The following is a 13,969-nucleotide window of genomic DNA, read 5'->3' as shown; positions in this document are numbered from 1 at the left end:
CGAGCCGAGCAGCACAGCAGAGCTGCGAATACACCGATTGGTTTACCATCGGTCACCGACCACATCTCGTCGATCGACGTCCGCGGCGAACGCCGCCGGCGGTCGACCGGCGGCGTCCGCTTGCTCAGCAGGAGGTGTAACTGCCCTTGCTGCCCCAGGAGCAGGAGTCGATCTGCTTCCCGGCCGAGTCGCGCAGGTACGCGCTGTCGCCGGTGTTGTTCCAGATGTACGCGCCGGACCCCCAGTAGCGGTGGGTCGACGTGTTCTTGCCCTTTCCAGTGTGGATGTAGACACTCGCTCCGGCGGCGAGGCGGACGTCGCCACTGAAGGTGTAGACATGGCGCGCCTTGTCCCGCAGCGTCCAGGACTTCAGGTTGATGGTGCTCGACCGCCGGTTGGTGAGGCGGACGTACTCCGCGTTCAGGCTGGAATTCGAGCGGTTGTCGCTGCCGGGCGAGTTGTAGTAGACCTTGGTGATCTGCACCGACGGAGTCGCGGCCTGCGCCGGTCCGGCGGTGGCCAGCGTGGCAGCGAGCGTCCCGGCGAGCGCGAGCGCGAGACCGATCATCTTCTTCGTCATTCCGTCTCCTCACTCCGTGCGCCGGCCGACGAACGCCGACGCGGTCGTTCCACGTGTGACGTGGAGCGCTGACGCTAGCGGCGGGACGGGGCGGGCGTGGCCAGCGAGGAGGACGCGTCGCCAACTCGATCCGGGCGGTGGAGCGTGGTGCGCCGGTCGGTGCGCGGCGACGCTGCCCGGCAGTTCGGACCGGTCGACCTTCGGACGCGTCCGGACTCTCACCGGCCCGTCCATCCGGTCCGATGATCTCGTCGGTCGATCCGGCCGGTGGATCATCGCCGCCGATCCGGGCGGAAGCCGGGCTTGGCCGGTCAGCCGGTGGTGAGCGCGTCGCGGACCAGAGTCGTCACCGCGTCGAGGGGCCAGCCGTCCGCGACTCCGGGGCGCTGTGCCAGGTAGTCGGCGATCCGCTCGGCGGCCCAGCCGTGTGACTCGTGCAGCCCTCGGGCGATCATGCGCAGGTAGGCCGGTGCCGGTGGCCGGCACCGCACGGCCGACGCCGGCTCGGGGGCGGTGAAGGTGAGCAGCGGGACGCCGGCGCGCAGGCCGGGGCAGATCAGGGTCTCGTAGCGGCCGGGGCCGAGCGTCGCCCGCCCCTCGGCGACGGCGGTGTCGACTGCCGCGCCGGCCGCCGGGACGAGGTCGGCGGTGTCGCCGGTCGGGCGGTACATCTCCTGAGCGGCGATGTCGGTGAACTGCTCGATGGTGACCAGGTAGGCCCGTGCGGCGGCCTCGCCCGGCAGCTGCGGGTCATAGAACGCCATCCCGCCGGTCCACGCGCCGGACTCGCCGGCGAAGTAGATCCCGCCGGGCAGCCACACCGGCGCCGACCGGCTCGGTGGGCGAGGGTCGCGGCAACCCGGGTACGTCCGCCGGCCGCCGGGCGGGCAGCCGCCGACGATGTACCAGGCCAGCCGGGCGGCGTGCATGTTCGAGCCGTACGCGACGTACCAGACGGTGCCGGGCATGGGCGCTGCGATCAGAAGCCGCAGGTCTGGCCGGCCGAGTGGCTGACCTGCACGACATGGGTCACGCAGCCGTCGGGCTCGATGCGGTGCAGCAGGAAGGCGGTCGGTTCGGCGACCCAGCCGATCACCTCGTCCGTGGCCATCGTGAGGGTGCTCTGCTTCCAGGTGCTGGGCGCCACGGTGAGCACCGTGCCCGCGTACCCCACGGTGACCGTGCGGTGCAGGTGCCCGGCGGCGACCCGCACGACGTGCCGGTGCCGGCCGACCACCTCGGCCAGCGCGGGCCCGTCGGCGAGCCGGATGGTGTCCGCCGCCGGGATGCCGACCGCGACCGGCGGGTGGTGCAGGAAGATCGCGGCGGGCACGTCGGGCCTACCGGAGAGCACGCCGTCGAGCCAGCCGAGCTGCTCCTCGCCCAGGTTGCCGCCGCCGCTGCCGGGGGTGAGCGAGTCGAGCACGACGACTGTCGCCGCCTCGTGGTCGACGTGGTAGTAGGCGGAGAACCCGCCGCCGAGCCAGGGCGTGCCGCCGAACGCGTCGAGCAGCGACTCCCGGTCGTCGTGGTTGCCGGCGGCCAGGTACACCGGAAGCGGGAACCGGCCGATCAGGTCGCGCAGCGCGGCGTACTCGTCGGGTCGGCCGTGGTCGACCAGGTCGCCGGTGATGACCACGCAGTCGGGTCGCGGGCGCAGGGCCAGCACCCGGCCGAGCGCCCGGTGCAGCCCGGCGGCGGGCTCGGCGGCGAGCAGGCCGGTGGTCACGTGCGGATCACTGAGCTGGGCGATGAGCATGAGTGCTCGCCTCCTCGGCGACGGGAGTTCCACGCTATCGCCCGCCGCCTCTTCCCACAGGCTGCGTCCACAGCCTGTGGATAGCACATGTGTACGAAGCCCGGGGGGTTCCCTCAGCGTGGGTACGCTTGATCGCGCAGACCCTCCCCTACCTGGAACGACGTGCGAGTGGATCATCAGCGAGTCATCCGTGACGTCACCGTCCGCCTGTCGATGGCGTCGACCGCGCCGGAGGCCTGTCGGCGGACGGTCGCCGCGCTGTCGCGCCACACCCCGGCCACCATCTCGGTGCTGCTCGAGGCCCACGACCGGCTGCGCTGCGTGGCGGCGACCGGCGCGTGGCAGGTCTTCGCGACCGTCCCGGCGCGCACCGGGATCGTCGGCCGGGTGTACGCCACAGACGTCGCGGCGGTGGTCCCGGACGTCACCGCCGACCCGGACTACCTTCCGGTACGCCCGGACGTGACAGCTGAGCTGTGCGTGCCGGTGCGCGACCCGGCGGGCCGGGTGATCGGCGTACTGGACCTGCAGTGGAGTGGGCCTGTCGACCTGGAGCCGTGGCGGGAGACCGCGCAGCGGCTGGCGGCCCGACTCGGCGCCCGCATCGCCGCAGTGGGCGGCCCTCCGTCAGAGAGCCGGAGCGAGAAGCTGCTCCGGCACGCCGCCGCGCTCTCCGCCGCGCCGACCGAGGAGGCCGTGATCGGCGCGGCGACCTCCGCCGCCCGGGAGGTGTCCACCCTCTCCACAGCGGTGCTGCTGACCGGCGGCCCGGAGGGCGCCCAGCTCGGGCCGCCGCCGCTGGCCGGGTGCGAGTTGGAGACCCGCATCCGGGCGGAGTTGGCCGAGGCGGGGCCGGAGGCTCTCGGCCGGATGATCGAGCGGGCGCACCGGTACGGCGCCGGGTACACGCTGGGCGAGGCGGGGCACCCGCCGACCGAGGACTACCGGCCGCTGACCCGGGCCGGGGTACGCACGCTGATCGCCGTTCCGATGGGTCCGCCGGACGCGGGTGGGGCGCTGCTCGTCGCCGACGAGCGGGCGCTGCGGCCGGACCCGACCACGGTCAGCCTCATGGAGCTGCTCGCCGGGCAGGTGTGGACCAGCCTGGACCGGCTGCGCACGCTCGTCCGGCTGCGGGAGCAGGCCAGCTCGGACCCGCTGACGGGGCTGCGGCACACCGGCCCGTTCGGGCAGCGGATCGCGGCGGCCACCCCGGGGCGTACGGCGCTGCTGGCGATCGACGTGGACGGCTTCAAGACGGTCAACGACACGTACGGCCATCAGGCCGGCGACCAGGTGCTAATCGGGTTGGCCCGCGCGCTGGAGGGGGCGTTGCGGCACGGCGACGAGCTGTACCGGATCGGCGGCGACGAGTTCGTGGCGGTGATCGAGGTGAGCCGTCCGGAGGAGGCGGTCCGGATCGCCGAGCGGTTGACCGAGGCGGCTCGACGGACCGGTCGCACGATCAGCGTCGGCGTCGCGCTGCCCCGCACCGGCGAATCCCCCGATGGCACCCTGCGAAGAGCCGACCAGGCCCTCTACGCGGTGAAGCGCCAGGGCCGGGACGGAGTCCACCTGGCCGCGGCGTGAAACCTCCCGCCGATCCTGCGCTTCCGGTCGTCGTCTTGTCGCTCTGATCCCTCGTGCCGGCGCAGAAACCGCGAGATCGCCGCAGCGCGGGGTCAGGCGGTGCGGAGTTCCTTGGCGAGGAGTTCGGCGATCTGGGCGGTGTTGAGGGCCGCGCCTTTGCGGAGGTTGTCGCCGGTGACGAAGAAGTCGAGGGCGCGCGGGTCGTCCAGGGCGCGGCGGATCCGGCCGACCCACGACGGGTCGGTGCCGACCGCGTCGATCGGCATCGGGAACTCACCGGCGGCGGGGTCGTCGACCAGGATCACGCCGGGGGCGTTGCGCAGCGCCTCGCGGGCGCCCTCGGCGTCGACCTCGGTGGCGAAGACCGCGTGCACGGCCACCGAGTGGCCGGTCACCACCGGCACGCGCACGCAGGTGGCGCTGACCTTGAGGTCGGGCAGGCCGAGGATCTTCCGCGACTCGTTGCGGATCTTCATCTCCTCCGACGACCAGCCGCCGTCGGCCGACGAGCCCGCCCAGGGCACCACGTTGAGCGCCAGCGGCGCCGGGAACGGGCCCAGGTCGTCGCCGACCGCCTGGCGGACGTCGCCGGTACGCGAGCCGAGCGCGCGATCCCCGGCGACCTTGGCGAGCTGGTCGTGCAGGATGTCCACGCCGGCCTGACCGGCGCCGGAGACCGCCTGGTAGGAGGCGAGCACCAGCTCCCGCAGACCGTACTCGCGGTGCAGGGGCGCGACCGCGACGATCATCGCGAGGGTGGTGCAGTTGGCGTTCGCGATGATGCCCCGAGGCCGGTTGCGGACCTGCTCGGGATTGATCTCCGGAACGACCAGCGGGACGTCCCGGTCCATCCGGAACGCGCCGGAGTTGTCCACCGCGATCGCGCCACGGGCGACGGCGATGGGCGCCCACTCGGCGGAGACCTCGTCGGGCACGTCGAACATCGCCACGTCGACCCCGTCGAACGCCTCCGGGGTCAGCGCCTGGACGACGAGCTCCTCGCCCCGGCAGCGCACCCGCTTCCCGACCGAACGCTCGGAGGCGAGAAGCCGGATCTCACCCCAGACGTTGCGACGTCCGCTGAGCAGCTCACACATCACGGTGCCGACGGCACCTGTCGCTCCGACCACGGCGAGGGTGGGCAGCGCCGTCATCGGCGCTACCTACCCGTCCCGGCGTAGACCACGGCTTCGGTGTCGCCGCCCAGCTCGAACTGATCGTGGATGGCGCGGACCGCGGCGTCGAGGTCGGTGTCCCGGCAGACGACGGAGACGCGAATCTCGGAGGTGGAGATCATCTCGATGTTGACCCCGGCAGCGCCCAGCGCGGCGAAGAAGCCGGCGGCCACGCCGGGGTGCGAGCGCATGCCGGCGCCGATCAGGGAGACCTTGCCGACGTGGTCGTCGTAGAGCAGGCCCTTGAACTTGACCGGCTCCTGGATCTTGCTGAGCGCGGCCATCGCGGTCGGGCCGTCGGCCTTGGGCAGCGTGAACGAGATGTCCGTACGGCCGGTGCCCTCGGTGGAGACGTTCTGCACGATCATGTCGATGTTGATCTCGGCGCCCGCGACGGTGTCGAAGATCCGCGCGGCGGCACCCGGCTCGTCGGGCACCCCGACGATCGTGATCTTGGCCTCGCTGCGGTCGTGCGCGACCCCGGTGATCAGTGCCTGCTCCACGGAAAGGTCCTCCATCGATCCGGTGACCATCGTGCCGGTGTTGGTCGAGTATGACGAACGGACGTGGATCGGCAACCCCGCCCGGCGGGCGTACTCCACGCTACGCAGGTGCAGCACCTTCGCGCCGCACGCGGCCAGCTCCAGCATCTCCTCGTAGGTGATGTCCTTGATGTGCCGGGCGTTGGGAACGATCCGCGGGTCGGCGGTGAAGATGCCGTCCACGTCGGTGTAGATCTCGCAGACATCGGCGTGCAGCGCGGCGGCGAGCGCGACGGCCGTGGTGTCCGAGCCGCCGCGGCCCAGCGTGGTGACGTCCTTGGTGTCCTGCGAGACGCCCTGGAAACCGGCCACGATGACCACCGAGCCCTCGTCGAGCGCGCCCTTGAGCCGCCCCGGGGTGACATCGATGATCCGCGCCCGGCCGTGCACCGAGGTGGTGATCACACCGGCCTGCGAGCCGGTGAACGAGCGGGCTTCGTACCCCAGGTTGTGGATGGCCATGGCCAGCAGGGCCATGGAGATCCGCTCCCCGGCGGTGAGCAGCATGTCCAGCTCGCGGCCCGGCGGCAGCGGGCTGACCTGGTTGGCCAGGTCGAGCAGCTCGTCGGTGGTGTCCCCCATCGCGGAGACCACCACCACCACGTCGTCGCCGGCCTTGCGGGCGGCGACGATGCGCTCGGCCACCCGCTTGATCCGCTCGGCGTTGGCGACGGAGGACCCGCCGTACTTCTGCACCACGAGTGCCACGACGGTGCACTCCCTCCCAGTGACCCTGAGCGTGCCGACGCCGCCGGAACCGGGGCCGGCGGCGCGTGTCAGACCCCATGAGGGTATCGGGCGGGCCACGGCGGCGGGTCGGGTGATCCCACGATCCGGCCCGCGCGGCCGTGCGGGCAACGCGGGCGGCCAGGTCCGCGAGTTCGGGCGGTACGCCGAAAGGCCGCGCCCGACACGCCGGGGCGGACGGCTGCCCGCCGCTGCCCGCGCCTGGCCCGCACCCACCAGAATGGGCCGGTGCCCGTCCTCTTTCGCTCGGCCGGCCGCGTGCTCGGGCCGCTCGTGTTCGCCCTGCCGGCAGTCCTGGTCTCCTGCACCAGCGAGCGGCCTCCGCCTCCGCCGCCAGCCGACCCCGGCCCGGTCGAGGTGGACGCCACCCGGGACGAGCTGGCCGCCCTGGCCGCCGCCGCACAGGATCGCCACCTGGTGGCGCGCTACGTGTTCACCCGGACCGGCCAACCGGACCGCAGCATCGTGTTCACCAGCGCGAACGACGGCAGTTGGCGGGTCGACGTGCCGGGCGGGGCGCTGGGTGGCACCGCCGACGTCTCGCTGGCCGCGACCGGCGACGGGCTGTTCCAGTGCGCGCTGCCCTCGACCGGTCACCCGGAGCCGGCGCGCTGCGTACGCCTCGGCGAACGTGACGACGCCCTCCCGCGCCGGCTGGACCCCCGGATCCAGCATCCGCTCACCGACTGGCTGGACGTGCTGACCGACCGGCGCGCGCCGCTCGCGGTGGCCCTGGCCGCCACGCCCAAGGGGCTGACCGGCACCTGCTACTCGGTCGACTCCACCTCCGCCTCGCTGAACGCGCCGTTGGACGTCGGCATCTACTGCTACGACACCGACGGCACGCCGACCGGCGTCCGGACCGACGCCGGCACGCTGCGGCTGGCGGCCCCGCCCGGCCCGGCGCCCGCCACCGTGCAGCTCGCCGGGCCGGTGGTGGTGGACGCGGAACCCCTCGACACCGCGGCCCCTCCGACGCCCGATCCGACACTCAGTCCGAGCGCGGGAACGTCCTGATCTTCATCCCGTTACGGGTGCTTTTGCCCACATCCCGCAGGCCCACGTTGAGTAGCGAATCACCCATACAGGACGATTCTCGGCATGGCTGACCTGACCCCGCTGCTCGCCTTCCGCTGGAGCCCTCGGGCCTTCGACCCGAGCGCCACCCTGACCTCGGACGAGGCGGCGTCGCTGCTGGAGGCCGCACGGTGGGCGCCGTCGGCGGACAACGGGCAGCCCTGGCGGTTCGCCCTCGGCCACCGGGACGACCAGAACTGGAAACGGATCCTGATCAACCTTCCCGCCGACGACCAGGGCTGGGCCCGGCACGCCGCGACCCTGGTGGTCGGCGCGCACACCGGCGGCGACGCCGAGCGGGCCGCGTACGACCTCGGTCAGGCGATCGCCCACCTGACCCTGCAGGCCACCGCGCTCGGTCTGCACGTCCGCCAGCTCGTCCGCTTCGACCGGGCCGGCCTCGCCACCGAACTCGACCTGCCCGGCGGCGTCCGACCGCTTGTGGTCGCCGCCGTCGGTCGGCTCGGAGATCCGTTCGCCCTCCCGGCCGAGCTGCGCGCCCGGGAGACCGGCCTGCGGCACCGCCGGCCGGTCGCCGACCTGCTGCTCGCCTGATCACCTGATCGGGTCAGCCGCACCGCTGGCCCGCAGCAGAACCCCCGCGGCGTCGGTGTTGCGGTAGAGCACATGCCGACCCTGTCGGGACCGGCCGACCAGGCCGGCGGCGTGCAACGCGGCCAGGTGCTGCGAGACGTTTCCGGCCGACATCCCGGTGAGCCGGGCCAGGTCGGTGGTGGTGGTGGCCGTGTCGAGCAGGTGCAGCAGCGCGGCGCGGCCGGGGCCGATCACCCGTGCCAGCGGGTCGCCAGGCGGTGGCGCGGTCGCCTCCCAGAGCGTCCCGACCGCCCGGACCGGGTACGCGGCGGCCGGCAACGAGTCCTCCAGCAGGTTCCACAGCACCCGACGTTCGCTGAACACCGTCGGGTTCAGCGCCAACCCACGGTCCCGCAGGTCGAAGTCCCGCGCGAACGGGTCGTCGCTGACCACCCGGTCGCCGAGCCAGCGCAGGCTCGGGTGGAGCTGCTCGAAGAACCGTCCGGCGCCGTTCTCGGCGAGCTGTGCGGCCCGGTACGCCACATCGGCGTCGAGCAGCGCCCGCATCCGCGACCAGTCCGGGGCGATCGCCTCGTCGTACCAGACCCGCACCGCGTCGACGAGCTGTGGCAACAGCCCACGGGGGTCGGCGAGCAGCGCCCGCCCGAACGGACTGAGCGGCCGGCGCCCGGTCGTCGACAGCAGATCCTGGACCACCACGGCCGACGGCGTCGCCGCGATCTGGTCGAGCTGCTCGGTCACCTCCACGTTCGGGCGGGCCGCCGGGGTGAGGAAGTCGGGCAACGGGCAACCCCGCCAGGTCAGCTCCTTCAGCGGTCGGACCCGGGCGGCGACCTCGGGACGGCGCAGGGTCACCCGGGCCCGGTCGATCCAGGGCAGGTGCACCGGGTAGCGGATCGGGCTGGCCAGCGCCCACATGCTCATGACCGTCTCGTTGACCGGCGACACGGCGAGCCGCACTCTCGCGACGTCGGCCAGGCTGAACCGCAACTCGGACACGCGCCCTCCCCCGGGAGCAGGATTCGGTCCAGCCTAAAAGGCTCGACCGATCTATTCGGTCCCGGTTCACTTCTCGGCCATGGGGGCCAGAGAAACCATCCGCACCGCTGTCCACAACGTCGTACCGCCGGCCGGGCTGACCCGCGCGCTGGCCGTGCAGGCCATGGTCTACGCCGTCGGCAGCGGCCTGTTCCACGCCGGCAGCGCCGTCTTCTTCACCCGGGCACTCGGGCTCAGCGCCGCGCAGGTCGGGCTGGGCCTGTCCATCGCGGCGGGGGTGTCACTGCTGGGCACGGTGCCGCTGGGCGGGCTCACCGACCGGTACGGACCGCAGCGGGTCTGGATCGTCGGGCTCGTGCTGGACGCGGCGCTCTTCGCGTCGTACCCGTTCGTGGGCGGCTTCGCGAGCTTCCTCGCCGTCGTGGTGGCGCTGGCGGCGGTGGACGCGTCGACAGGCGTGGCCCGCCAGGTCTACTCGATCAACGCGCTCCCGCCCGCCGAACGGGTCACCGCGATGGCGTACCAGCGCTCGTCGCTGAACGTCGGATTCGGGCTGGGCGCGGTGATCAGCGGCCTGGTGCTGGCGGTGGACACGATCGAGGCGTACCGCGCGATGGTCTGGTTCATCGCGGCGGTGATCCTGGTGACGGCCCTGTTCGTACGACGACTGCCCCGCCTGCCGCAGGTGGCCCGGCCGGTGGAGCCGATGGGTCGGCTCGCCGTGCTGCGGGACCGCCCGTTCATTACGGTGTCCCTGCTGTCCGGGCTGCTCACCGCGCACCAGACGCTCTACCTGACGGTGCTGCCGCTCTGGATCCTCACCCACACCGACGCCCCGAAGACGGTGATCGCCGCTCTGGTGCTGCTCAACACGGTCCTGATCGTGCTGCTCCAGGTACGCGTCAGCCGGGGCGCCGACACCGCCGCCGGCGCGGCCCGGGCCTCTCGACGGGGTGCCCTGCTCATCGCCCTGGCCTGCCTGGTCCTGCCGATCTCCGGGGTCACCCGGGGCCCGCTCACCGTCGTGGTGCTGGTGGCCGCCGCGACGCTGCTGATCCTGGCCGAGCTGATCCAGTCGGCGGGCGCCTGGGGGCTCACCGCCACCCTTCCGCCGGACGACCAGCGCGGCGCGTACGTGGGGGCGCTGCGGCTCGGCGAGCAGGTGCAGTACCTGATCGCCCCCGCGGGGCTGACCGCGCTCGGCGTGACCACCGGCGGCTGGGGTTGGTTACCGACGGCAGCGATCTTCGTGCTGGTCGGAGCGGCGATCGTGCCCGCCGTGGCCTGGGCCGAACGGACGCCGAGGCTGGGTGCCGAGGTCCAGGAGCAGACCATGACGCCGGTCCCATAGTCCGGACCGGCCTTTCCACCCCCGGTTCCATCACGTAGGGTGACTTGGTCATGTGGCGGGCGCTTCTTCTCCTTAGCCGCCGCGACGGGGCCTGACCGGCCGGCACCTCGTCGCGGAGTCGCATCGCGCCGTCCAGCACATCTGAGTTTCCTCTCGGCACCGCCGCGCACCGTCGCCCGGCACCTCGCCGACACCTTCCGATCTGCTGACGCCACATGTTCCAGGGAGCACTCTGAGATGGCTCAACCTGTCACCGACGCCGAGACCGATCCGATCGCCCGGCAGCGCCCCAGCCGGATGCCGTACCACCGCTACCAGCCCTACCGGGAGCAGTTCCGGATCGACCTGCCGGATCGCACCTGGCCCACCCGCACCGTCGAGGCCGCCCCGCGCTGGTGCGCGGTGGATCTCCGGGACGGCAACCAGGCGCTGATCGACCCGATGTCGCCCGAGCGCAAGCGGCGGATGTTCCAGCTGCTGGTCCAGATGGGCTACAAGGAGATCGAGGTCGGCTTCCCGTCGGCCAGCCAGACCGACTTCGACTTCGTCCGGCAGCTCATCGAGCAGGACATGATCCCGGACGACGTCACCATCCAGGTGCTCACCCAGTGCCGGGAGCACCTGATCGACCGGACGTTCGAGTCGCTGCGCGGCGCGAAGCGGGCCATCGTGCACTTCTACAACTCGACCTCCACCCTCCAGCGGCGGGTGGTCTTCGGTCTGGACAAGGACGGCATCGCCGACATCGCCACCACCGGTGCGCGGCTCTGCCAGAAGTACGCGGAGATCCACACCCCGGACACGGAGATCTTCTACGAGTACTCGCCGGAGTCGTACACGGGCACCGAACTGGAGTACGCGCTGGAGGTCTGCTCCCGGGTGATCGACGTGATCGACCCGACGCCGGACCGGCCGCTGATCATCAACCTGCCGGCCACCGTCGAGATGGCCACCCCGAACGTGTACGCCGACTCGATCGAGTGGATGCACCGGCGCCTGCCGCGCCGCGACAGCGTCGTGCTGAGCCTGCACCCGCACAACGACCGGGGCACCGGGGTGGCCGCCGCCGAGCTGGGCCTGCTGGCCGGCGCGGACCGGATCGAGGGCTGCCTGTTCGGCAACGGCGAGCGCACCGGCAACGTCGACCTGGTGACGCTGGGGCTCAACCTCTTCTCCCAGGGCATCGACCCGATGATCGACTTCTCGAACATCGACGAGATCCGGCGGGCCGTCGAGTACTGCAACCAGCTCCCGGTGCACGAGCGCCACCCGTACGCGGGCGACCTGGTCTACACCGCCTTCTCCGGCTCCCACCAGGACGCCATCAAGAAGGGCTTCGACGCCCTCGCCGCCGACGCGAAGGCGGCCGGCGTGCCGATGGACGAGCACACCTGGGCGGTCCCGTACCTGCCGATCGACCCGAAGGACCTGGGCCGCACCTACGAGGCAGTCATCCGGGTCAACTCGCAGTCCGGCAAGGGCGGCGTCGCGTACATCATGAAGAGCGAGCACCAACTGGACCTGCCCCGCCGGCTCCAGATCGAGTTCTCCGGGGTCGTGCAGCAGGTCACCGACCACGACGGCGGCGAGGTCGACCCGCGCGCCATGTGGGAGATCTTCGCGACGCACTACCTGCTCGACCACCAGCCCGACCCGGCGGTCCGGTTCGCCGGCTACACGATCGGCACCACCGACGGCAAGGTCGAGATCGAGGCACAGGTCGGCGTGGGCGACGAGCAACGGTCGCTCACCGCGGTCGGCAACGGCCCGATCGACGCGTACGTCAACGCGCTCGGTTCGGTCGGGGTGGGCGTCCGGGTGCTCGACTACCACGAGCACGCGCTGTCCTCCGGTGGGGACGCGCAGGCCGCCGCCTATGTGGAGTGCGAGGTGGACGGTCGGACGGTCTGGGGTGTCGGCACCGACGCCAACATCGTCACCGCGTCGATCAAGGCGGTCACCAGCGCCGTCAACCGCGCGCGCGGCTGATCGCACGCGCCGCGCCCCCGAGGTGGTTCGCTACCTCGGGGGTGTGGCGGCGGGCATCGAGTGGCAGGGCTGCGACGGCGGGGCCGCCCGGGGCGGTCGGTGCACCAGCACGAGGGCCAGCACCGCTCCGGCCAGCAGCAGCCCCGCACACCAGGCCAGCGCTCCCCGGAACGCGTCGGTCAGCTCGGTCTTCTGCTCGTACCCGCCGCCGGAGAGGCCGACCAGCAGCGGCAGCGCGGCCACCGCGAGCAGACCGCCCGCTCGGGACGCGGCGTTGTTGAAGCCGCTGGCCACCCCGGAGAACCGGTCCTGCACCGCGGCGAGCACCGACGCGGTCAGCGGCGCCACCACCAGGGTCAGCCCGAGGCCGAAGAGCAGCACCCCGGGCAGCACGTCGGTCCAGTACGACGCGCCCGGGCCGACGCCGCGCAGCAGCAGCAGACCGGCGGCGGCCACCACCGGCCCGACGGTCAGCGGCAGCCGGGGGCCGATCCGCGCCGACAGCGCGCCCGCCCGGGCCGACCCGATGAGCAGCAGCACCGTCATCGGCAGCAGCGAGATCCCGGTGCGGAAGGCCGACCACTCGACCACGTTCTGCAGGTAGACGGCGAAGAAGAAGGTGAAGCCGTTGAGCGCCGCGTAGACCACCACGGTGAAGATGTTCAGGACGGAGAAGAGCCGGCTGCCGAACAGCCCGGTGGGCAGCATCGCCGTGTCGCCGCGCCGCCGTTCCAGCAGGACGAAGGCCACCGCGGCCACCACCCCGACCAGCGCGGAGATCAGCACCGACGCCGAGGTGAAGCCCCGCGCGGGCGCGTCGATCAGGGCGTACGTGACGCCGGCGAGCGCCAGCGCACCGAGCAGCGCCCCGGCCACGTCGAACCGGCGTCGGGTCCGGCCCGGCCCCTGCGTCCGGGAGGCGTTCTCGTCGCGACTCTCCGGCACCCAGCGGGCGGTGGCCAGCACCACCAGCACGGCGATCGGCAGGTTCAGGAAGAAGATCCACCGCCACGACAGCGCGTCGATCAGCCAGCCACCGAGGAACGGGCCCAGCGCGGTGGACACACCGGACAACCCGGCCCAGGCGCCGATCGCCTTCCCCCGGTCGTCCGGGTGGAAGCTGGCCTGGAGCACCGACAGGGAGCCGGGGGTGAGCAGCGCCCCGCCAGCGCCCTGGAGGAACCGGGCCCCGATCAGCCAACCGGTGCCCTGGGACAGCCCGCACAGCACCGAGGCCAGGGTGAACCACGCCACGCCGATCAGGAAGACCCGTCGTCGGCCGAAGCGGTCCCCGAGCGCCCCACCGAGCAGCACGAACGCCGCCAGCATCAGCAGGTACCCGTTCACGGTCCACTGGAGATCGGCCACGTTGGCCCCGAGATCCTGGCCGAGTTTCGGCAGCGCCACGTTGACGACGGTGCTGTCGAGGAAGACCATGCCGGAGGCGAGCACCGCGGCGAGCAGCGTCCCCCGGCCGGCGGCGGTGCCCATCCGCAGAGCGGGCGACGGTACGGCTGTGGTCATCTCACCAATCTGCCTTGCACGATGTGGGAGACGCCGCGAAACGCCGAAACCATGCCCGGGTACTGTGCGCAATCGCCGGGA

At 72.4% G+C, this 13,969-nt stretch carries 12 protein-coding genes; 5 read left to right on the top strand and 7 right to left on the bottom strand.

Annotated features, from left to right (window positions below; translation table 11 throughout):
- Nucleotides 1-124 precede the first annotated feature (124 nt).
- The 3 genes from ABZU46_RS11625 to ABZU46_RS11615 form a co-directional block, all read right to left on the bottom strand.
- Entirely contained in the window at nucleotides 125-580 is a 456-nt protein-coding gene (locus tag ABZU46_RS11625; protein ID WP_354856495.1) for a lamin tail domain-containing protein, read from the bottom strand.
- A 311-nt stretch (nucleotides 581-891) separates the two neighbouring features.
- A complete protein-coding gene (locus tag ABZU46_RS11620; protein ID WP_354856493.1) occupies nucleotides 892-1,548 on the bottom strand; it encodes a histone deacetylase in 657 nt (218 codons plus the stop codon).
- Nucleotides 1,549-1,559: 11 nt separating this feature from the next.
- Nucleotides 1,560-2,339, bottom strand: a complete 780-nt coding sequence (locus ABZU46_RS11615) for a phosphodiesterase (RefSeq protein ID WP_354856490.1) — start codon at nucleotides 2,337-2,339, stop codon at nucleotides 1,560-1,562.
- A 168-nt stretch (nucleotides 2,340-2,507) separates the two neighbouring features.
- Here ABZU46_RS11615 and ABZU46_RS11610 point away from each other — a divergent pair, with 168 nt between their 5' ends.
- A complete protein-coding gene (locus ABZU46_RS11610; protein WP_354856487.1) occupies nucleotides 2,508-3,929 on the top strand; it encodes a sensor domain-containing diguanylate cyclase in 1,422 nt (473 codons plus the stop codon).
- A 92-nt stretch (nucleotides 3,930-4,021) separates the two neighbouring features.
- On the opposite strand, the gene ABZU46_RS11605 is transcribed toward ABZU46_RS11610, so the two are convergent.
- Nucleotides 4,022-5,083, bottom strand: coding sequence for an aspartate-semialdehyde dehydrogenase (locus tag ABZU46_RS11605; protein WP_354856484.1), 1,062 nt, complete (start codon nucleotides 5,081-5,083; stop codon nucleotides 4,022-4,024).
- A 5-nt stretch (nucleotides 5,084-5,088) separates the two neighbouring features.
- Entirely contained in the window at nucleotides 5,089-6,354 is a 1,266-nt protein-coding gene (locus tag ABZU46_RS11600) for an aspartate kinase (RefSeq protein ID WP_354856481.1), read from the bottom strand.
- A 267-nt stretch (nucleotides 6,355-6,621) separates the two neighbouring features.
- On the opposite strand from ABZU46_RS11600, the gene ABZU46_RS11595 reads away from it, so the two are divergent.
- Complete coding sequence (locus ABZU46_RS11595; protein ID WP_354856478.1) at nucleotides 6,622-7,410, top strand: hypothetical protein; 789 nt, start codon at nucleotides 6,622-6,624, stop codon at nucleotides 7,408-7,410.
- Nucleotides 7,411-7,494: 84 nt separating this feature from the next.
- Nucleotides 7,495-8,025, top strand: a complete 531-nt coding sequence (locus ABZU46_RS11590; protein ID WP_354856475.1) for a nitroreductase family protein — start codon at nucleotides 7,495-7,497, stop codon at nucleotides 8,023-8,025.
- Here the strand turns inward: ABZU46_RS11590 and ABZU46_RS11585 are convergent, their stop codons facing one another.
- Nucleotides 8,026-9,024 carry an ArsR family transcriptional regulator gene (locus ABZU46_RS11585; RefSeq protein ID WP_354856472.1) on the bottom strand — a complete coding sequence of 333 codons (999 nt, stop codon included), beginning with the start codon at nucleotides 9,022-9,024 and terminating at the stop codon, nucleotides 8,026-8,028.
- A 79-nt stretch (nucleotides 9,025-9,103) separates the two neighbouring features.
- On the opposite strand from ABZU46_RS11585, the gene ABZU46_RS11580 reads away from it, so the two are divergent.
- On the top strand, nucleotides 9,104-10,375 hold the full coding sequence (locus ABZU46_RS11580; protein ID WP_354856469.1) for an MFS transporter: 1,272 nt from the start codon (nucleotides 9,104-9,106) through the stop codon (nucleotides 10,373-10,375).
- A 237-nt stretch (nucleotides 10,376-10,612) separates the two neighbouring features.
- Nucleotides 10,613-12,364 carry a 2-isopropylmalate synthase gene (leuA, locus tag ABZU46_RS11575; RefSeq protein WP_354856467.1) on the top strand — a complete coding sequence of 584 codons (1,752 nt, stop codon included), beginning with the start codon at nucleotides 10,613-10,615 and terminating at the stop codon, nucleotides 12,362-12,364.
- Nucleotides 12,365-12,394: 30 nt separating this feature from the next.
- On the opposite strand, the gene ABZU46_RS11570 is transcribed toward leuA, so the two are convergent.
- Nucleotides 12,395-13,888, bottom strand: coding sequence for an MFS transporter (locus ABZU46_RS11570; RefSeq protein ID WP_354856464.1), 1,494 nt, complete (start codon nucleotides 13,886-13,888; stop codon nucleotides 12,395-12,397).
- Nucleotides 13,889-13,969 lie beyond the last annotated feature (81 nt).

Origin of the sequence: Micromonospora sp. NPDC005197 (assembly GCF_040608295.1) — a bacterium.
GTDB lineage: Bacteria > Actinomycetota > Actinomycetes > Mycobacteriales > Micromonosporaceae > Micromonospora.
This window is presented reverse-complemented; position numbering and strand designations above follow the sequence as displayed.

Excerpts from the sequence above, each read along its gene's own strand:
- ABZU46_RS11580 (WP_354856469.1), top strand. The coding sequence starts at position 9,104 with ATGGGGGCCAGAGAAACCATCCGCACCGCTGTCCACAACGTCGTACCG.
- ABZU46_RS11620 (WP_354856493.1), bottom strand. The coding sequence starts at position 1,548 with ATGCCCGGCACCGTCTGGTACGTCGCGTACGGCTCGAACATGCACGCC.
- ABZU46_RS11590 (WP_354856475.1), top strand. The coding sequence starts at position 7,495 with ATGGCTGACCTGACCCCGCTGCTCGCCTTCCGCTGGAGCCCTCGGGCC.
- ABZU46_RS11615 (WP_354856490.1), bottom strand. The coding sequence starts at position 2,339 with ATGCTCATCGCCCAGCTCAGTGATCCGCACGTGACCACCGGCCTGCTC.
- ABZU46_RS11605 (WP_354856484.1), bottom strand. The coding sequence starts at position 5,083 with ATGACGGCGCTGCCCACCCTCGCCGTGGTCGGAGCGACAGGTGCCGTC.
- leuA (WP_354856467.1), top strand. The coding sequence starts at position 10,613 with ATGGCTCAACCTGTCACCGACGCCGAGACCGATCCGATCGCCCGGCAG.
- ABZU46_RS11570 (WP_354856464.1), bottom strand. The coding sequence starts at position 13,888 with ATGACCACAGCCGTACCGTCGCCCGCTCTGCGGATGGGCACCGCCGCC.
- ABZU46_RS11625 (WP_354856495.1), bottom strand. The coding sequence starts at position 580 with ATGACGAAGAAGATGATCGGTCTCGCGCTCGCGCTCGCCGGGACGCTC.